This window comes from Proteocatella sp. QWL-06, assembly GCF_058684135.1.
On record NZ_CM178755.1, the window covers coordinates 199,986 to 219,606 of the forward strand.

At 41.8% G+C, this 19,621-nt stretch carries 22 protein-coding genes and 1 tRNA gene; 14 read left to right on the forward strand and 9 right to left on the reverse strand.

Going from position 1 to position 19,621, the window contains the following annotated elements; genetic code table 11:
- Nucleotides 1–75 precede the first annotated feature (75 nt).
- The 6 genes from trxA to AC4PGZ_RS00950 all read right to left on the reverse strand — a co-directional run bounded on the left by trxA (nt 76) and on the right by AC4PGZ_RS00950 (nt 5,769).
- On the reverse strand, nt 76–387 hold the full coding sequence (gene trxA / locus AC4PGZ_RS00925) for a thioredoxin (RefSeq protein ID WP_492159221.1): 312 nt from the start codon (nt 385–387) through the stop codon (nt 76–78).
- A gap of 76 nt (nt 388–463) precedes the next feature.
- The gene (locus AC4PGZ_RS00930; protein WP_492159222.1) at nt 464–1,333 is read right to left on the reverse strand and encodes an NAD(P)/FAD-dependent oxidoreductase; all 870 of its coding nucleotides are present in this window, start codon (nt 1,331–1,333) and stop codon (nt 464–466) included.
- 36 nt (nt 1,334–1,369) lie between these two features.
- The gene (locus AC4PGZ_RS00935; RefSeq protein ID WP_492159223.1) at nt 1,370–1,804 is read right to left on the reverse strand and encodes a MarR family winged helix-turn-helix transcriptional regulator; all 435 of its coding nucleotides are present in this window, start codon (nt 1,802–1,804) and stop codon (nt 1,370–1,372) included.
- A gap of 178 nt (nt 1,805–1,982) precedes the next feature.
- Nucleotides 1,983–3,488 (reverse strand): UxaA family hydrolase, encoded by a 1,506-nt coding sequence (locus AC4PGZ_RS00940; protein ID WP_492159224.1) that lies wholly within the window; start codon nt 3,486–3,488, stop codon nt 1,983–1,985.
- A 22-nt stretch (nt 3,489–3,510) separates the two neighbouring features.
- Nucleotides 3,511–4,977, reverse strand: a complete 1,467-nt coding sequence (locus tag AC4PGZ_RS00945; protein ID WP_492159225.1) for a tagaturonate reductase — start codon at nt 4,975–4,977, stop codon at nt 3,511–3,513.
- Between the two features lie 138 nt (nt 4,978–5,115).
- A complete protein-coding gene (locus AC4PGZ_RS00950; protein ID WP_492159226.1) occupies nt 5,116–5,769 on the reverse strand; it encodes a GntR family transcriptional regulator in 654 nt (217 codons plus the stop codon).
- 267 nt (nt 5,770–6,036) lie between these two features.
- Here AC4PGZ_RS00950 and AC4PGZ_RS00955 point away from each other — a divergent pair, with 267 nt between their 5' ends.
- From AC4PGZ_RS00955 to AC4PGZ_RS00975, 5 genes are all read left to right on the forward strand, one after another.
- Nucleotides 6,037–7,053, forward strand: coding sequence for a zinc-binding alcohol dehydrogenase family protein (locus AC4PGZ_RS00955; RefSeq protein ID WP_492159227.1), 1,017 nt, complete (start codon nt 6,037–6,039; stop codon nt 7,051–7,053).
- An 87-nt stretch (nt 7,054–7,140) separates the two neighbouring features.
- On the forward strand, nt 7,141–8,166 hold the full coding sequence (locus tag AC4PGZ_RS00960; RefSeq protein ID WP_492159228.1) for a C4-dicarboxylate TRAP transporter substrate-binding protein: 1,026 nt from the start codon (nt 7,141–7,143) through the stop codon (nt 8,164–8,166).
- A gap of 19 nt (nt 8,167–8,185) precedes the next feature.
- A complete protein-coding gene (locus AC4PGZ_RS00965; RefSeq protein ID WP_492159229.1) occupies nt 8,186–8,698 on the forward strand; it encodes a TRAP transporter small permease in 513 nt (170 codons plus the stop codon).
- On the forward strand, nt 8,698–9,987 hold the full coding sequence (locus AC4PGZ_RS00970; RefSeq protein ID WP_492159230.1) for a TRAP transporter large permease: 1,290 nt from the start codon (nt 8,698–8,700) through the stop codon (nt 9,985–9,987). Before AC4PGZ_RS00965 ends, AC4PGZ_RS00970 begins: the two co-directional genes overlap by 1 nt.
- Nucleotides 9,988–10,105: 118 nt before the next feature.
- On the forward strand, nt 10,106–10,882 hold the full coding sequence (locus AC4PGZ_RS00975) for an IclR family transcriptional regulator (RefSeq protein WP_492159231.1): 777 nt from the start codon (nt 10,106–10,108) through the stop codon (nt 10,880–10,882).
- Nucleotides 10,883–11,006: 124 nt separating this feature from the next.
- Here the strand turns inward: AC4PGZ_RS00975 and AC4PGZ_RS00980 are convergent, their stop codons facing one another.
- From AC4PGZ_RS00980 to AC4PGZ_RS00990, 3 genes are all read right to left on the reverse strand, one after another.
- On the reverse strand, nt 11,007–12,032 hold the full coding sequence (locus AC4PGZ_RS00980) for a PfkB family carbohydrate kinase (RefSeq protein WP_492159232.1): 1,026 nt from the start codon (nt 12,030–12,032) through the stop codon (nt 11,007–11,009).
- Between the two features lie 63 nt (nt 12,033–12,095).
- Nucleotides 12,096–13,055 (reverse strand): bifunctional 4-hydroxy-2-oxoglutarate aldolase/2-dehydro-3-deoxy-phosphogluconate aldolase, encoded by a 960-nt coding sequence (locus tag AC4PGZ_RS00985; protein ID WP_492159233.1) that lies wholly within the window; start codon nt 13,053–13,055, stop codon nt 12,096–12,098.
- A 165-nt stretch (nt 13,056–13,220) separates the two neighbouring features.
- Nucleotides 13,221–13,297 (reverse strand) — tRNA-Arg (locus AC4PGZ_RS00990).
- Nucleotides 13,298–13,656: 359 nt separating this feature from the next.
- Here AC4PGZ_RS00990 and AC4PGZ_RS00995 point away from each other — a divergent pair.
- From AC4PGZ_RS00995 to atpG, 9 genes are all read left to right on the forward strand, one after another.
- Nucleotides 13,657–13,902: an AtpZ/AtpI family protein gene (locus AC4PGZ_RS00995; protein ID WP_492159234.1), complete on the forward strand. Its 246-nt coding sequence runs from the start codon at nt 13,657–13,659 to the stop codon at nt 13,900–13,902.
- Nucleotides 13,903–13,988: 86 nt separating this feature from the next.
- Nucleotides 13,989–14,360, forward strand: a complete 372-nt coding sequence (locus tag AC4PGZ_RS01000) for an ATP synthase subunit I (RefSeq protein ID WP_492159235.1) — start codon at nt 13,989–13,991, stop codon at nt 14,358–14,360.
- Between the two features lie 73 nt (nt 14,361–14,433).
- Nucleotides 14,434–15,156 (forward strand): F0F1 ATP synthase subunit A, encoded by a 723-nt coding sequence (locus AC4PGZ_RS01005; protein WP_492159236.1) that lies wholly within the window; start codon nt 14,434–14,436, stop codon nt 15,154–15,156.
- Between the two features lie 39 nt (nt 15,157–15,195).
- A complete protein-coding gene (gene atpE / locus AC4PGZ_RS01010; protein WP_492159237.1) occupies nt 15,196–15,750 on the forward strand; it encodes an ATP synthase F0 subunit C in 555 nt (184 codons plus the stop codon).
- 80 nt (nt 15,751–15,830) lie between these two features.
- Nucleotides 15,831–16,100, forward strand: coding sequence for an ATP synthase F0 subunit C (gene atpE / locus AC4PGZ_RS01015; protein ID WP_492159238.1), 270 nt, complete (start codon nt 15,831–15,833; stop codon nt 16,098–16,100).
- A 52-nt stretch (nt 16,101–16,152) separates the two neighbouring features.
- On the forward strand, nt 16,153–16,659 hold the full coding sequence (gene atpF / locus AC4PGZ_RS01020) for a F0F1 ATP synthase subunit B (RefSeq protein ID WP_492159239.1): 507 nt from the start codon (nt 16,153–16,155) through the stop codon (nt 16,657–16,659).
- Nucleotides 16,647–17,180 (forward strand): ATP synthase F1 subunit delta, encoded by a 534-nt coding sequence (gene atpH, locus AC4PGZ_RS01025; protein WP_492159240.1) that lies wholly within the window; start codon nt 16,647–16,649, stop codon nt 17,178–17,180. The genes atpF and atpH overlap by 13 nt, the downstream gene beginning before the upstream one ends.
- A 26-nt stretch (nt 17,181–17,206) precedes the next feature.
- Nucleotides 17,207–18,721, forward strand: a complete 1,515-nt coding sequence (atpA, locus tag AC4PGZ_RS01030) for a F0F1 ATP synthase subunit alpha (protein ID WP_492159241.1) — start codon at nt 17,207–17,209, stop codon at nt 18,719–18,721.
- A gap of 20 nt (nt 18,722–18,741) precedes the next feature.
- Nucleotides 18,742–19,593, forward strand: a complete 852-nt coding sequence (atpG, locus tag AC4PGZ_RS01035) for an ATP synthase F1 subunit gamma (protein ID WP_492159242.1) — start codon at nt 18,742–18,744, stop codon at nt 19,591–19,593.
- Nucleotides 19,594–19,621 lie beyond the last annotated feature (28 nt).

Here is a 19,621-nt window from a genome sequence, read left to right on the forward strand (position 1 = left end):
GATAAATAAAAGGCAGGCTGCGAATTGATTGTTCGCGGCCTGCCTCTATTAATACATATCAGTGTTAAGCTTATATTAAACGTACTGCTTTATTTTTGCTTCGATTGCCTGCTTTGGCATGAATCCTATTATTCTGTCTACTTCTTTTCCGTCCTTTAGTATTGCTACTGTAGGGATTGATGAAACCTGGAATCTTGCAGCTATGTCCTGTGTGTTATCTACGTCTACCTTGACGAACTTTGCAGTTCCATCCATATCCTTAGCGAGTTCCTGGAAAACAGGAGCAAGCATCTTGCATGGTCCACACCAGTCTGCATAGAAATCCACTATTACTACTCCATCTTTTACCTCTGTATCAAATTCTGATGATCCTAGTACTTTTATCATTGTTATTCTCCTTTGTTTTTATATGAATTTTTAATTGATGCCATTATTTCTGTAAATCTGAGAGTTTATTCGAGTATTATGATTTTCTGTTCAAGCTGTCAAGATAAGAGACTGCAGACAGTGAAGCCACGTTTCCTTCTCCAGCGGCCTTGATATACTGATATGGAGCCCCGACTACGTCTCCAGCTGCAAAGCATCCTGGAAGGTTGGTGCGCATAAGCCTGTCAACCTCGACATGATTGTCGGCTATATTAAGGCCTGGCACAAGCTGTCCTGGAGAGATGCTGTCTCTCAGGATGAAGAGTCCGTCTGTCTCGATCTCGTTGTTTTTCATTACCAGTCGATTTACTTTATTTTCTCCCTTGATCTCGAGCGGGATATCTTTTATGATTTCTATGGAAGGCTTAAGCTCTACCGGATCCTTGTACATAGGCACATAGTATACCTTTGAGGCAAGGTCTGAGACGTAGTTTGCTTCAGCTTCGTCATGCTTGTTGTAGGATATTATAGTTACTGTCTTGTCTCTGTAAAGCGGAGCGTCGCATGTAGCGCAGTATCCGACTCCTCTTCCGAGAAAATCCATCTCGCCTGCAAACGGCTTTCCAAAATTGACTCCGGTTGCAAGTATCAGCGAAGTGGCCTCGTACATGCGGTCGTTTGCCATCAGTGCATAATAGTCTCCCATTGGATAGATATTGTTTATTTTTTCTTCTGTTATCTCTATTCCCATTGATTCGAGGTGATTCGCGAACTCGTCTCTGAGCTCCTCGCCGCTTTTGCCGGGGAATCCGAGATAGTTGTTCACAGATGGGGCCTTTACGAGCTTTGTGCTCATTTCGCGGCTTCCGAATATTATGAAGCTTTTGTTTCTTATTTTTGCGTTAAGCGCAGCGGAAAGACCTGCTACTCCGCTTCCTACTATTGCAATGTCGTATCTGTTGTTCATATTTATCTCCTGCCTGGTATTAATTTAATATAGATATTATTTTATCAGCTTGTTCAGCAGCCGTTCCACAGGCTCTTTGAGCTCGTCTTTTTCCTGAGGGGTTATTCCTATCTCGCATGACATGAGTTCTGGTATATCTCTTATTTCATCTCTGAGGGATCTGCCTTTTTCGGTCAGCTCAACGATAACCACTCTGTCATCACTGGAGTCTCTTTTTTTGGATATAAGATCCATTGCTTCGAGTTTTTTGATGACTGGGGTTAGAGTGCCTGAATCGAGATGAAGACGGCCTCCGATTTCCTTTATGTTCATTTTCTCAGCTTCCCACAGTACTATCATGGTGAGGTACTGCGTATAGGTGAGATTATACTTGTCCAGAAAAGGCTTGTAAAGCCTTATTATTTCTCTCGAAAGAGCATAAAGAGAAAAACACAGCTGATTTTCAAGTTTCAGGCATTCATATTTTTCCATAGCTTTATTCTCCTGAAAATATTGTTTAAAATTAAATTGCACACAATTGAATATATTTATATTATAGTGGCATATGCGTGATATGTCAACAGCTTTCTGAAGATTTTTCATAAGCTTTCTGAAGATTTTTCATAAAAAAGCCACAGAACCTTGCAAAATCAAGGGCTGTGGCTTTTTTCTACAGTATTACGCCATCTCTGAAGATGGAAATTTCTCTGTAGCCGTAGCTTTCGTTTTTGGTCTTTATTTTTCCTGAGGCTACGTCAAGGATGTAGCTGAAGAACTCGGGAGTAAGCTCTTCAAATGATTTTCCTTCAAGCAGCTGGCCTGCATTAAAATCAATCCAGTTTCTCTTTTTATCATACAGGTCTGTATTTGAAGATATCTTTACTGTTGGAACGGGGCTTCCGAATGGATTTCCTCGTCCGGTGGTGAATAGGATCATCTGTGCTCCGCTGGCAACGAGATTTGTGCATGAAACCTGATCGTTTCCTGAGCCTGTCAGCAGGTTGAGCCCTTTTGCCTGAACGCTTTCTCCGTAGTCAAGAACTCCTGTAACAGGCGCAAGTCCGCCTTTTTGAGTGCATCCCAGCGATTTTTCCTCAAGAGAGGATATGCCGCCCTGCTTATTTCCAGGAGATGGATTTTCATATATTGTCTGATTGTATTTGGTAAAATAATTCTTGTAGTTGTTGATGAGGCTGACTGTTTTTTCAAATACCTCAGGACTTACGGCTCTTTTCATGAGGATAGTCTCTGCTCCGAACATCTCAGGGACCTCTGTGAGCAGGGTGCTTCCCCCGTGCTTAACGAGCATGTCGTTTACTCGTCCGCAAAGGGCGTTTGCGGTAATTCCGGAGAATGCGTCGGATCCTCCGCATTTGAAGCCCAGGACAAGCTTTTCGGCAGATATTTTCTGTCTCTTTTCTGAGGACATTTTTTCTGCGAGCTCTTTTATGAGATTCATTGCAGCTTCGTATTCATCTTCCACATCCTGTGTAACCAGGAATTTGACTCTGCTTTCATCTACGTCACCCAGAACTTTTCTGAAGTCCTCGAGGTTGTTGTTTTCGCATCCGAGGCTGAGTACAAGGACTCCTCCTGCGTTTGGATGCTTTACAAGTCCGCTCAGGATTTTCTGTGTGGTCCTGTGGTCGTCGCCAAGCTGGCTGCAGCCCATGTTATGGGTGTAGGCAAAAACTCCGTCTATATCATCCTTATACATGGCGCCTGCTTTTTCAGCCAGGATTTTTGCGGTATTGTTTACGCAGCCTACAGTTGGGATTATCCAGATCTCATTTCTCGTTCCGGCGTTTCCGTCTGGTCTGAGATAGCCGTCAAAATAGGCTTCCTGTTTTTCCTGCTCAAATCTTGAGATAAGCTCAAGGTCAGGATCGTATGAATAATTTATTATTCCTGAAAGATTTGTCTTAAGGTTGTGAGTGTGCACATGCTCGCCCTTTTTTATGTCTCTTGTCGCGTGGCCGATAGGGGAGCCGTATTTTATTATGTCTTCGTTTTCCTTTATATCTGCGAGCGCTATCTTGTGTCCGAAGGCTATGTCATCAAGAGACTCTATCTCTTCTGGGCCGAGAGATATAATTCGGCCTTTTTCTATGGGCTCAAGTGCAACCGCGACATTATCGAAATTCGAAATCTTCATTATGGTTTCTCTGTTTTTCATATTATCTATTTCTCCGGATATCCTATACAAGATCTGAAATTGCGTTCCTGATTCCTTTTGAATGAATCTGCCCGAGGTGATCTGATACGGCTTTTTCAAGTCCGTCTGTTTCGGTAAGGTCTGTGCCATTCCAGAAATCTCTGTTTGAAAGCACTTCCTTAACGATGCGGTCCTCTCTGTTGTTCCAGCAGTCATTGAAGAATTCAAGGACAGGGGCGCTGTCTCTTATTTCATATTCTGTACCTTCTGATCTTTTGCCGATGTATTTTCCATCTCTGAATTCACCTTTGTAGAATGCAATGAATGCAGCCAGGGCAAAGCTCAGGCATGAAGGAACCGTGCCGTTTGTTTCTTTGAATGAAAGAAGTGATGGCAGGCATCTTGCTGTGAATTTTGAGCATGAGTTCAGCGATATATCAAGCAGGCTGTGTTTTATATATGGATTTGCAAATCGGTCGCTTACGGCCTTTGCGAATTCTTCGAGCTCTTCTTTCGGAAGGTCCAGAGTAGGGATTATCTCGTCAAATATCAGCTTGTCCAGGTAGCTTTTGAATATATCGTCATGCATGAAATCGAGAACATAGTTATGGCCTGAAAGGTATGCGGCAAGAACTGTTGCAGTATGGGCTCCGTTAAGTATGCGCACCTTTCTCTTTTTGTAAGGGGTTACATCCTCGGTCCATATTACATTTGCGTCTGTCCTGTGAACTGGAAGTATCTCGGCCCATTCCTTCTTGCCTTCGATTACCCACAGATTGAAGATTTCGCTTGTTACGATCGCATTGTCACGGTACCCGAGCTTTTCCTCAAAATATCCGATCTCAGATCTAGGGTATCCTGTAACTATTCTGTCGACAAGGGTGCTTGTGAATTTGTTGGCTTCTTCTATCCAGGCTGTGAATTCTGCTCCAAGGTTCCACTCCTGTGCATATCTGAGCACTATTTTTTTCAGCTCGCTTCCGTTATTGTCTATTAGCTCAACCGGAAGGAAAAGAAGACCCTTGTCCATTGCGCCGTCAAATGCCTTGTACCTTGAATAAAGAAATGCAGCGATCTTTGCAGGGAATGAAGCGGGTGGGGCGTCTGTAAGGGCGTCGCCTTCTCTGTATGCTATGCCGGCCTCTGTGGTGTTTGAAATCACGACCTCCAGGTCAGGGCTCTCTGCCAGCTCCATGAGGGCCGCATAGTCGCTGTATGGGTTGATGCATCTGGATATTGACGTTACAGTCTCAATCCTTTCTACAGGAGCTGAATTTTCAATACCTCTCATGGCAAGAGTATATGTACAGTCCTGAGAGTTCAGCATATCGGCCATTCCTTCTTTTACAGGCTGGCATACCACGATGCTTCCCTCGTATATTCCGTCGCTGTTTGCCTTATCTATCATCCAGTCAGTAAAAGCTCTGAGGAAATTTCCCTCTCCAAATTGAAGGATCTTCTCTTTATAGTTTCCATTTCTGTTCTCTACTACGTTGTTAATAGCTTGCATAAATTCCTCCTTGATTATGTTTGATGAAAAGATTATACAACAAGTATACTGCGTTGTATACAATAAAAATCCCGAAAACAGGTTGATCATATCCAGGATGACCAACCGGGAAAAATTGTTATATTGAGGTTCATTGACTTAGATAGTCCAGTTAGGGTCTTTCAGTATCACTTCAAATGCCGCGTTCTTTGATGAGGCAAGATGCTGCTCCATAGCCTTTGCAGCTGCTTCGAAATCATTCTTGAGGCAGTGCTCTACGATTCTTATGTGCTCAGCGTGACTCTCGCGTATCCTTGACTCCTTCATTATGCCGCTCATTATTCTGAGGCGGTAGTTCTGGTTGTAGGTGTGATTGTATGTCTCTATGAAATAGTGATTCTCTGTGGCCATTATGAATTTTCGGTGAAAAGCATCATCAATGTCAAATGGCTTATCTCCGGATGCGTCTTCTGCAGCAGAGCTGAAGTGCTTGAAGAAATACATATAATCCTCGTATGATATCTTTGATCCGTAATTCAGTATCGCATATGTTTCAAGCAGCGATCTGGTTTCGTAGATCTTGTTTATTTCATTTATGGTCAGTCCTGACACTACTACGCCTTTTTTTGGAAGTATCTTTATCAGGCCCTCCTGCTCAAGTCTGCTCAGGGCGTCTCTTATTGGAGTGCGGCTCGCATTGATCTCTTCTCCAAGCATATCTTCGTTCAGAAATGTATTTGGAGCGTATTCACAGTTGAGTATCTTGGCTTTGATATAACTGTATGCCTGTGATTTTAGGCTTTCTTTTTTCATGATGGATTCCCCTTTGTTAATTGGAACATCACGCCGATGTAAATAGTGGCAGGTGATGTATACAAACAGTATATTACAAAAATATCCGCTAATCAAGATAGAAAATCAAAAAATATATCTGTATATAACGTTTTCTTGAAAAATAGAAAGATATGAAAAAAGCAAAAATATTGTATTGACAGATTGGGATATTTTATTTATCATATTATTGTATACAACAGAAATACAACACAAATACAACAGAATGTTCTATAGAGAGGAGGATAAATGGAGTCTATATTTATAATAGAACCAGGAAAGGTCGAAGTTAGAGATATCGAGATGCCGGTTCCTAAAGAAGGAGAAGCACTTCTGAAAATCTTATATGGAGGGATATGCGGCAGCGACCTTACTTCATACAAAGGCGGAAATGCTTACGTGTCCTACCCAAGGATACCTGGACATGAGTTTTCAGCAGAAATAGTAGAAATCGGAGAAAATGACAGGGACCTTAAAAAAGGAATGACAGTTACATGCAATCCGTACTTCAACTGTGGAAAATGCTATTCATGTGAGAGAGGTCTTGTGAATTGCTGTACTACCAATGAGACAATGGGGGTACAAAGAGACGGAGCGTTCTCAAAGTACATCACTATGCCGGTAGAGAGGATAATTGACGGAAAAGGCCTGGACGCAAAGACGCTTGCACTTATCGAGCCTTTCTGCATAAGCTATCATGGAGTAAGCAGAGCGGATATAAAGCCTGGAGACACTGTGCTTATTCTTGGAGCAGGAACAATCGGCATACTTGCCGCGATGTCTGCAAAGGTTAAGGGCGCAAAGGTTTATATGAGCGACATAAGCTTGAAGAAGCTTGAATTTGCCATGACTCTTGGAATCGACGGAATAATACTTAATGACAGCCCGGAAGGCTTTGACAGCAAAGTGAATGAAATCAGCGGCGGAAACGGATTTGATGTTACAATAGAAGCTGTAGGTCTGCCTTCGACTTTCCAGAACTGTATTGACAGCGTGGCGTTTGGCGGAAGGGTAGTTATCATAGGAGTGAGCAAGCAAAGCCTTGATTTCAACTTCACTATGATACAGAAGAAAGAGCTTAATGTTCTTGGATCAAGAAATGCGCTTACAAGAGATTTTGAAGAGCTTATTGACATAGTAGGAGCAGGACAGTTTGATCTTCAGAAAATAATAACTGACTGCTACAAGATGGAAGACGCGGCAAAGGCGTTTGAAGATTTTGCTGCAAATTCGGCGTCTATGCTGAAGGTAATGCTTGAATTTTAATGATATATGGGTATATCTTATTATATCCCTTTCTCAGATTTAATAATCTAAACTAAATTTATGAAAATGAAAAGGAGAGTACATATAATGAAAAAATTATTATCATTAGTGCTTATGTCTACACTTTTAGTTTCATCACTTGCAGGATGCGGTTCAAACAGCGAGTCTGGTGAAGCAGCTGAAGCAAAACCAACAGTAATACAGGTTGGATACGAAAATAACCCGGGAGAGCCTTTTGACCTTGGAGTTCAGAAATGGCAGGAGCTTGTTGCTGAGCAGAGCAACGGAACTCTTGAGATAGAGCTTTTCCCTTCAAGCCAGCTTGGAGCAAAGAATGACCTTATCGATCAGATGATAGCCGGAGAGCCTGTTGTGACTCTTGCTGACGGAGCATTTTATGCAGATCGTGGAGTGCCTGATTTTGGTATAGTATTCGCGCCATTCCTTTTTGATTCATGGGATGACTGCTGGAAGCTCATAGAGAGCGACTGGTACAAGGAGCAAAGTGCAAAGCTTGAAGAGCAGGGCCTTAAGATAGTGGCTTCAAACTGGATGTACGGAGAAAGACATACTATGACTAAGAAACCGGTTAATTCAGTAGAAGATCTTTCCGGAATGAAAATCCGTGTTCCAAACAACAAGATACAGATAAAAGGATTCGAGGTACTTGGAGCTACGCCTACACCTATGCCTCTTGGAGATGTTTATACAGCGCTTCAGCAGGGAACTATAGACGGACTTGAGAATCCGCTTCCAGTTCTTTATAACGGAAAATTCCAGGAAGTTGCCAAAAACCTTATACTTGACGGTCACGTAAAGAACTTCACAACGTTAGTATGTGGAGCTGATTTCTTCAACTCGCTTACACCAGAGCAGCAGGAGATATTCGTTTCTACTGCTGAAGAGGCGGGAATATTCAACAATGAGCTCCAGGAGCAGGCTATGGAAGACACTCTTAACCTTTTCAAGGAAGAAGGAGTTACTGTTGTAGAGCCTACAGCTGAGCAGCTTGCAGGATTCAAGGCTGAAGCAGAGAAATTCTATCAGCTTTCTGATTTTACTGACATCTGGACTCCAGGTCTTTATGACACAGTAAAAGCAGCAATGAAATAATTAGTCTTAAGGAGAATCTATGAATACTAGAAATAAAGCGTTGGATCTGCTGAAGAATCTGGACGTGATAATCGCCAGCTTAGCTCTGACAGTTTTAATATTTATAACTTTTTTCGGTGTAATACTGAGGTATTTCCTCGGCCAGCCTCTGATATGGCAGGAAGAAGTTCAGCTGATGTGTCTCGTATGGATAGTGTTTCTGGCATCAGGAGCAGCATTCAGATATGGCAATCATGTAATGATTGAAATGGTAGTAGACATGCTTCCGGCAGCTGCGGCAAAAATCGTTACTATAATAGACCTTTTCATAAGCCTTGGAATTCTTGCGTTCTTCGGAATCCAGAGCACTACGCTGATAAGCAGCTTCCTCACATCAGGAAGATCTACCAACATACTTGATATCCCGTATTCAATGATATATATGGCGGTACCGGTTGGAGTAGTGCTTATGATGATAAACATAGTAATAACTAATATTGAAGAAATAAAGACGATAAATTCTGAGACAGACGCGAAGGGAGAAGCAGTATAATGAATTCTAGTATAATAACTCTGGCAGCTATTGTAATGCTAGCGCTGCTTTTCATGAAGGTGCCGGTGTTCATATCGGTGCTTGGCGGATCTGTGACTTATTTTATTCTCAATCCGAACATATCCACTCAGATTTTTGCACAGAGAGTGATTTCGGGAACAGAGAGCATTCCGCTGCTGGCCGTGCCATTCTTCGTTTGTGCAGGGATACTGATGAACTATTCGGGTGTTACCAAGAGGATAATGGATTTCTGTGAGGTTATTACAGGAAGAATGAACGGAGGACTTGCTCAGGTTAACGTTCTTCTGTCTACCCTTATGGGAGGACTCTCAGGATCAAACCTGGCGGATGCAGCAATGGAAGCAAAAATGCTTGTTCCTGAGATGGAAAAGAAGGGATTCTCAAAGGAATTTTCAACTGTTGTAACTGCTACCTCAGCTATGATTACTCCGCTTATACCTCCCGGAATCGCGATGATAATATATGGCTCAATTGCCAATGTATCAATAGGAAAGCTCTTCATAGCAGGTATTGGACCGGGTCTTCTGCTTTGCATATCTATGATGATACTTGTCAGCATAATATCGAGAAAAAGAGGATATAAGCCTATAAGGACAGAAAAACTCAAGCCTGCAGAACTGAAGAAGTCGCTTATGCCGGCAATCCTTCCGCTGCTTCTGCCTGTAATAATAATAGGCGGAATAAGACTGGGAGTATTCACTCCTACTGAGGCTGGAGCTGTAGCCATAGTATATGCCCTGCTTCTTGGAGCTGTTTACAGAGAAATGAAGATAGAAGATCTCAAGGCTTCGCTTATCGAAACTGTTGCCACTACTTCATCCATAATGCTTATTGTCGGTGCGGCATCTGCATTTGCATGGATACTTACTAAGGAAAGAATCCCTCAGGAGCTTACGGAAGTGCTGGTAACATATATAAATAACAAATATGTATTCCTCATGATAGTGAATGTGTTCCTTATTATAGTAGGAATGTTCATAGAAGGAAATGCGGCCATGATAGTACTTGTGCCTCTTCTGGCGCCGGTTGCGGCGGCATTTGGAATAAATGAGATCCAGTTTGCCATGGTATTCATATTCAACATGGCTATCGGATGTATTTCTCCTCCGATGGGAACTCTGATGTTTGTTACATGCGGTATAACAAAGTGCAAGATGAAGGACTTTATAAAGGAAGCAGTGCCTTTCTATATACTGCTGCTGGTATGTCTTCTTCTGCTTACTTTTGTACCTGTATTCTCTACAGGAATCGTAGATCTACTATACTAAGAATTTAATCAAGTGAATTAAATGCCTCCCTGTGATTTTATTAGCGGGGAGGCTTGTTTTATTTGTGTGGTGTGATAATATAATTATAAAATCTAATATGATAATCGCAGGGGGTAAAGTGGAAAACGAAGAAAAAGCAAAAAATCCGATACAGGTCGCAGAAAGGATATTTCAGGCTGTTGAGGAACTTTCATTATGTGAGCCTGCCGGACTGGTGGAGCTCAGCAACCGCCTGGAACTTCACAAAAGCACTGTGCACAGGATACTGAGCTCGCTTCAGATGATGGGATACGTAAGGCAGGAAGAAGATACGGGGAAATACAGACTTTCTCTGAAATGGATGGAGATATCAAATCGGATAACAGAAAAACTGGATATAGTTTCGATAGCACGTCCCTATCTTAGGAAACTGAGCGAAATAAGCGGAGAAACGGTGCATCTGGTGGAAGTGGAAGGAAACGAGGCAATATATATAGATAAGGTAGAATCTGGCTCTAATTCGATACGTATGGTATCAAGAGTAGGTAGCAGGATACCCCTTTATTGCTCAGGGGTAGGAAAAGCTATGCTTGCAGAGCGATCGGATGAGGAAATAGAGGAAATCTGGAACAGCAGTGACATAAGAGCCATGACTCCAAAGACTATCCTGAGTCTGGATGAATTTCTCGAGAATATCAGAGAAATAAGGAAATTCGGATATGCTCTTGATAATGAAGAGAATGAAATGGGAGTAAGATGTATCGCTGCAAGCATACTCGATCATGAAGGCAAGGCAAGAAATGCATTCAGCATATCGGCTCCAGTCGGAAGGATGACTGATGAAAAGCTCAAAATGCTCGCAGAATATGTGCTTGAAAGCAAAAGGAATATATCAGGCGAGTTTGGGTTCAGATAATATGAAGAAAGCCGTTTTTAAGGCAAAAAAACCCCAGTCCCGGGAAGGATTACCAAGAATCTTTTCCGGGACTGGGGTAAAATTATATTATAGGAAGGTTATCGCTTATTAAAACTGTATTGAATTATCTCTGAACGCGGCCAGAAGCATCTCCGCCTGCCAGTTTTCTGACCTCATCCACAGATACCAGATTGAAGTCACCTTCTACAGCGTGCTTAAGGCAAGATGCCGCAACTGCGAATTCGATTGCATCTCTTGATGAATAGTCGTTAAGGCAAGCATATATAAGTCCTCCGCCGAAGCTGTCTCCACCTCCGACTCTGTCTACTATATGAACTGGATATTTCTTACTGAAAACATATTCTGATCCATCAAACAGCATCGCTGACCAGTTGTTGTCGTTTGCAGATATTGATTCACGAAGAGTTATTGCAACCTTGCTGAATCCAAAACGGTCAGCGAGCTGCTTTGCGACATCCTTGTATCCTTCGTGGTTCACGTCGCCCTTTGTCACATCTGTATCTGCCGCATGTATTCCAAATACATCTGCAGCATCTTCTTCATTGGCAATACATACATCTACATATCTGCAAAGCTCTCCCATCACCTGGCCGGCCTTTTCCTTTGACCAGAGTTTGTTTCTGTAGTTAAGGTCACATGAGATCATAACGCCAAGGTCCTTTGCCGCCTTGCACGCATCCAGGCATATCTGAGCAACGCTGTCATTCAGCGCAGGAGTTATTCCTGTGAAATGGAACCAATGCGCGCCACTGAATATCTCGGCCCAGTCAAAATCGCTCTTTTCTGCAGTCGATATTGAAGAATGCGCTCTGTCGTATATTACTTTTGAAGGCCTCTGTGATGCGCCTTTTTCAAGGAAATATATTCCAACTCTGTCTCCGCCTCTTGAAATAAAATCAGTGCCTACACCGTATTTTCTAAGTGAATTGACCGCTGCCTGTCCAATCTCATGCTTTGGGAGCTTTGTTACAAAGTGTGCGTCAAGTCCGTAGTTTGAAAGAGAAACTGCCACATTGGCTTCTCCTCCGCCATATGTTGCCCCAAAGCTGTCTGCCTGAACAAATCTGTAGTATCCCTCAGGTGCAAGCCTGAGCATTATCTCTCCGAATGTGATGACCTTTTTAGACATTTATTTTTCCTCCGATTTTATATAATAATAGAATTCATTGTGTATTCATATATAGTTCTGCTGTTATTTCTGAACAAGGTGGATAGCAAATCCTCCAACCTGGGCTTTCAGGTAGACTGCAGTCAATTTGTCATTTTTGTATTTCGCAGTGTCCATATCAAGCTCAAAACCCTGTGATTCAAGGTAATATACTGCTCTGTCGATATATCTGGTCTTTATTGCTATATGACCGTTTTTCCCAAGGTATGGGCTTTTCATGGCTTCTATGAAACTGCCGGCGAATATTGAGCTGTTACCTGTCTTTTTTTCAAATCCAAACATTTTTCCAAAAGCGCCTGTAACTTCATCAGCTTCGCTTTCGCCTTCGCAGTTTATCCCGATGTGTGCAAGCTCAAAACCAAGCATAGAATGAACAGCATCTTCTGTCAGTTCTCTTATCTTGTCAAAGTTGCCTTCCTTTATCAGGTCACCACTTACCATCCAGCTTCCTCCACATGCGATTATCTTTGGGAAATCGAGGTATGTAGTAAGGTTTTTCTGGTTGATGCCGCCTGTTGGCATGAATCTTACATTTGTATAAGGTGCTGACATTGCCTTTATCATATCAAGTCCACCCGAAGCTTCGGCAGGGAAGAATTTCACAACTTCGAGACCAAGCTCTATGGCAAGCTCTACATCGCTTGGATTGCATGTCCCTGGAGTGATTGGAATGTTTCTTTCTGTACAGTATCTGACGATCTTAGGGTTGAGTCCTGGGCTGACTATAAATTTTGCCCCCGCTGCAACAGCGCGGTCTACCTGATCAGTAGTAAGTACAGTTCCTGCGCCTACAAGCATTTCTGGAAATTCCTGAGACATTATCCTTATTGCTTCTTCCGCGGCCTCAGTTCTGAATGTAACCTCTGCGCAAGGGAGGCCTCCGTCACACAGTGCCTTCGCAAGCGGTGACGCGTCACTGGCATCGTTAAGTACTACTACTGGAACTATTCCTAATTGCTGAATTTTTTCTAATACTGGGTTCATATGAGAGTTCTCCTTCTATATATATGAATAGGATCCGAATGTTTCATGATATGAAACTCATTATTACATCATGAAACTATAATTCAATTATATATTTTTCTCATGAAATGTCAAGCACAAAAAAAACACCATATCCTAAAAAAAAGGAAATGGTGTTTCTGGTATTGGTGCACCTAAGAGGACTTGAACCTCCGACGCACAGTTTAGGAAACTGTCGCTCTATCCGCCTGAGCTATAGGTGCGTGTTTGTTCGTGCATAATAGATTTTAACCAAAAAATCAGGAATTGTCAACATAAGGATTGCCTAAATGTGGATTTTATTATATTATTCTTAATGATAGATAAAAAAATAACAAAATGTGTGATAAAATTCCATATGCAAAGTGTATATAATTTGAAAATATCACCAATAAAGTAACTATTAGTTAAAAATAGTTTAGAATATTCTGAAATGGAGATATTTTAAATTGACTTTTTAAATCGTATATAGTAATATTATTTCATAGCGAAAAATTTAAGAATTTATAAAAAATGATAATAGATTAGGTCGTTCATTCAAAATGCGAACGTGATCAGTAATTAAGAGACCGGGGGAAAATTTGTGAAGCGAGATCCTAGAAAAACTGTTGATATTGGAAAGAATCTTGCATTAGTAACGCAGATGGGCATAATGATTCTCGCTCCTGTCGGACTTTGCATGTTTGCGGCAAACGCTCTCATCGAGAAGTATGGTCTTGGTGACTGGGTAATGATAATTGCCATTTTACTGGGTATTTCAGCTGGTTTTTTGAATATTTACAAAATTCTAAGAAATTACTTCGAAAGTGGCAACAATGGTAAAAAATAGCTGTTATTTAAATATAAATTAAATTTAGTTAATTATGATATGACCTCATTTTTGATAAAAAATAGACAATGAATTGGAAAGATATTATGGATGAATTATTTGCAACGAAACTTAAAATAGTCAGAAATGCCATATTTCTAATGGCAACAGTAGCAGCGCTGTCAGTGGTTTTATATGACGGATGGACAGCATTTGTAACTGGAATAGTGTTTGGACTGCTGATAGCGGTACTCTGCTTTGAGCTTCTGTCATCTGCGGTCATAAGAGCTGTAAATCTTCCGCCTGAGAAGGCGCAGGTATATGCAGGTACCAGATATATAATAAGGCTTGTCATATATGCCGCTGTGATCTTCATATCAATCAAGGCAGATTACATAAACGTGGTGGGAACTATCCTCGGACTTTCGAGCATAAAGCTTTCGATTGTCATTTCCGGAATACTTGACGGGCTGAAGTAAGTTATTATTACTCGTTAACAGCAGAGTATTAATATAAAGAATTTATGAATTAACTGGGAAAGGAGGATTACTAATGGGTGATGGAGGATTTGGAGCAAAAATTAAATTTACGATAAGTGAAAATATCCCTTTTATTGGCGGAGTGCCTGTAACCGAAACTATAACTACAACTTGGATAATCATGGCGGTGCTTATAATAGGGTCAATTATTCTTACCAGAAACCTTGACAGGATTCCCAAAGGTATGCAGAATGTCGTAGAATTGCTTGTTGGACTTGTGTATGGGCTTACTGAGGATACTATGGGAAAAGACAAAGTCGGATTTGCACCTTATATTGGTACTCTGATGCTTTATCTGGCCTTTGCGAACCTCGTTGGACTTCTTGGAGTCAGGCCGCCAACAGCAGATCTTAATATGACGCTTGCACTGGCGCTTATAACGTTTTTCCTGATTCACTTCAATGGAATACGCAGAAAAGGACTTTTCTCATATCTTAAGGGATTCACGGAGCCGTTTATTCTGCTTATGCCAATTAATCTTATTGGAGAGATTGCAACCCCAATATCTTTGTCATTTCGTCTATTCGGAAACTTAGTCGGCGGGTCCATAATAATGGCTTTGGTATATTCTGCTCTTGCATCGCTTACGACAGCTTTGCTTGGCATAGATATTCCAATATTCCAGGTGGGAATACCTGCTGTACTGCATGTATACTTTGATATGTTTTCCGGATTGCTTCAGACATTTATCTTTGCGATGCTTACAATGGTATTTGTTTCTGGTGCTATGGATTAAGATGGATGAGACAAAATTTATGAAGAAAGGGGTGTTTTGATGCAAGAAATGGATTTTATAAGCAGATTTTTATACTGGCTGGTTTCTTTTGACAGGAAGGCGCTTATACTTGGAGCATCTGCCATTGCGGCCGGGCTTGCAATGATTGCAGGTATTGGTCCGGGAGTTGGACAGGGATTTGCAGCTGGAAAAGGAGCTGAGGCAGTAGGAAAAAATCCAAAAACTGCAAAGCAAACAACCATGATAATGCTTCTTGGAGCTGCAGTTGCCGAAACATCAGGGATATTATCTCTTGTTGTAGCGCTGATACTGCTCTTTGGAAATCCCGTAGTCTCACAGGACGGCGCCGTGCTTGTTCTGGCCGCGTCAGTCATAGGAGCAGGTTTTTCCATGATAGCCGGCATAGGACCTGGTATAGGACAGGGATATGCAGCAGGCAAGGGAGCTGAAGGGGTCGGAAAAAGACCGGAATTTCAGTCCTCTATAATGAAAGCTATGTTCGTTGGTCAGGCGGTAGCGCAGACTACAGGAATATATGCTCTTGTAATATCGCTTGTGCTGCTTTTTGCAAACCCGTTAATGAATCTTTTGTAGTTTATGATTAAAAATATATTTTGTATGAAAAATTGGAATTTACAATATAACAATATTCAAAATTCAGGAGGAAAATAATTATGGAACCTATCACAGGAAAAGCATTAGTATTAGCATGTTCAGCAATTGGAGCGGGTCTTGCGATGATCGCAGGTATAGGACCTGGTATAGGACAGGGATATGCAGCAGGTAAGGGAGCTGAGGCAGTTGGAAGACAGCCTGAGGCTCAGGGAGATATAATCAAGACTATGCTTCTTGGAGCAGCAGTAGCGGAGACAACAGGTATCTACGGACTTGTTATAGCGCTTATCCTTTTATTTGCAAACCCACTTGTAAAATTACTGGGATAATAAATACGGCGGAATTTGGATGAAAAGCCATTAAAAGGAAGGAGGCGTATTTATGGCAGGATTGATAGAGTTAAATGTTTGGCAGATTATCTTCAATATAACGAATACAATTATTCTTTTTATTGCACTTAGACACTTTCTGTTCAAACCTGTAAAGGCATTCATGGATGAGAGGACAAACAGCATTCAGGAATCGATAGATACCGCAGAGGAGAAGAACAGAGAAGCGGAAAGACTCAGCGCGGAATACAACAGAAAGCTTGAACTTGCGCATGAAGAAGGAAGAGAAATCGTAAGAAACTCAACCAGACATGCGGAGAGAAAGGCTGAGGAGATTGTAAATGCAGCCAGAGAAGATGCACAGAGAATGAAGGTTAAGGCTCACAAGGACATTGAACTTGAAAAAGCAAATGCTTCAAAATCGATAAAAGGCGAGGTTGCGAGCATAGCCGTAATGGCAGCTGGTAAAATAATCAATAAGACAATCGATGCAGATACAAACAGAAATCTTATAGATGAAGTCATAAACGAAATAGGTGATGAGAGATGGTCGAGCTAGTATCTAAAAATTACGCCAGAGCCCTTTTTGATCTTGCAGTTGAAGAAGAGCGTGTTGATGAGACAGGCGATGAAATCAAAGCTATTGTCAGCATACTGAAATCTGAAAAGAATTTCTATGAATTTTTTATCACTCCGCTTGTTTCAAAGCAGGAAAAGATAGATCTCGTAGAAAAAGCTTTTGGAGGCAGAGTGTCAGGCATATCTGAAAACTTCCTGAAGGTTCTGATTGAGAACGGAAGGACAGGTGTGGTAGAGGCAGTGAGCTCGTTTTATCAGAAGCTCAGGCTTGAGCACTTCAACATGGTAGAAGCGACGGCCTTTACTGTTATACCTATGACAGATATTCAGAAGCAGAAGCTTGTCGAAAAGCTCGAAAAAGAAACTGGCAAAAAAGTTATATTCAAGAATGAAATAAATCAGGACCTCCTTGGGGGAATGCTGATAAAGATTGGTGAGAAGGAAATCGATGGAACAGTGCTTAATCGTCTCAGAAACCTGGAGGCGGCAATAAGCAAATAAACTAGTAGCAAGGGATGTGAAAATAGATGAATCTTAGACCTGAAGAAATAAGTTCTATTATAAAAGAACAGATAAAGAATTACAGTCAGAAGCTTCAAGTTTCGGATGTAGGCACTGTTATACTCGTAGGAGATGGTATTGCAAGAATCCACGGACTTGAAAAATGTATGGCGGGTGAGCTTCTTCAATTTGCAAACGGCGAGTATGCGATGGCGCTCAACCTTGAAGCCGAAACTGTTGGAGCGGTTATTCTGGGAACTGACGAAGAAATAAAAGAAGGCGATACTGTAAAGAGAACAGGTACTGTTGTTCAGGTTCCAGTTGGAGAAGCTATGCTCGGAAGAGTAGTGAATGCTCTGGGACAGCCTATTGACGGAAAAGGAGACATAAAGACCACTGAATTCAGACCGGTTGAGACACAGGCTCCTGGTATCATAGAAAGAAAATCAGTGCATCAGCCGCTTCAGACGGGTATCAAGTCCATAGACTCTATGATACCTATAGGAAGAGGACAGAGAGAGCTAATAATAGGAGACAAACAGACAGGAAAAACCACAATCGCTATAGATACGATACTTAACCAGAAGGGTGGAGACGTAATCTGTATATATGTTGCAATCGGACAGAAGAGATCTACGGTTGTACAGCTTGTTGACACGCTTGAGAAGAATGGTGCCATGGACTACACTATAGTAGTAGCGGCAACTGCTTCTGAGCTTGCGCCGCTTCAGTATCTTGCGCCATATGCAGGATGCGCTATGGGAGAGCATTTCATGCATCAGGGAAAACACGTACTGTGCATATATGATGACCTTTCAAAGCACGCGGTAGCATACAGATCGATGTCACTGCTTCTGAGAAGACCACCGGGCCGTGAGGCTTATCCGGGAGACGTTTTCTATCTTCACTCAAGACTGCTTGAAAGAGCGGCAAAGCTGTCTGATGACAAAGGAGCGGGTTCACTTACAGCGCTTCCTATCATAGAGACGCAGGCGGGAGACGTTTCTGCATATATTCCTACGAACGTAATCTCAATAACAGATGGACAGATATTCCTTGAGAGTGACCTGTTTAACTCCGGAGTAAGACCGGCGGTTAACCCGGGTATATCGGTTTCAAGGGTTGGAGGAAATGCTCAGATAAAAGCCATAAAGAAAGTTGCAGGAACTCTGAAGCTCGCATACTCACAGTACAAGGAGCTTCAGTCTTTTGCGCAGTTCGGATCAGACCTTGATGAGGATACGAAATCAAGGCTTGCAAAAGGAGAGCGAATAGTTGAGGTGCTAAAGCAGCCTAACTCATCTCCGGTACCGGTTGAAAAACAGGTTATGATAATGTATGCGGTAAACAACAATTATCTGAAGGATATAGCAAAATCAGACATACGCGAGTTTGAAATGGAGCTCTACAGCTACATGGACGAAGTAAGGCCTGAAATAGCAAAGAGCATACTAGAGACTAAAGACCTTACAAAAGAGAATGAAGAAAAACTTAAAGATGCCATCGTTGAATGCGTAAAGAAATTTAACGAGACAAGATAAACTCAGAGGGAGGTAAGCACATGGCCGGAGCAGGTATGAAGGACATAAAGCGAAGAATCAAGAGTGTCGAAAGTACAATGCAGATAACAAAAGCCATGGAGCTGGTTTCATCTTCAAAGCTAAGACGAGCAAAAGAAAAAGTTGAGAAATCCAGACCATATTTCAACATTCTACAGGAAACGATTCAAAAGGTTCTGGACAATACCAAGTCGCTCAAATCTGTGTATACAAAGGAAAGAGAGATAAAAAACTCACTCTTCATTGTCATAGCAGGTGACAGAGGGCTTGCAGGAGGCTATAATGCAAACATCATAAAGGCTGCTGTAGCTGAGATGGAAGGTAAAAACCCTAAGATCATTCCGATCGGAAGAAAAGCATCGGAGTATTTTGGAAAGAGAAATTATGAAGTAGTCGGAGACTATGTGAATGTAGCGGAATCACTCGATTTCATCGATGCCGCGCTCATCACATCAGTAGCGGATGAAATGTACAGAAACGGAAAGGTTGATGAAGTATACGTATGCTATACCGAATTCGTTTCTGCCCTGACACAGACGCCAAGAACTATAAAACTGCTGCCTCTGCAGATGCAGAAGAGCCCTGCGGACATAATATCTTCACTTGAGTTTGAACCATCTCCTGAAGAAGTATTCGACAGAATGATACCAAGATACTTGGAAGGAATTGTATACTCGACGATAGTAGATGCCTTTGCTTCAGAGCAGGGTGCAAGAAGAACTGCAATGGAATCAGCCAGTGACAATGCAGGCGAGATGATAGATTCGCTCAGTCTGCTTTATAACAGAGCAAGACAGGCGAGCATCACACAGGAAATCACAGAAATTGTGGGTGGTGCAGAAGCAATAAAGTAAAAATAATCCTGTCATAAGGATGAGGAGG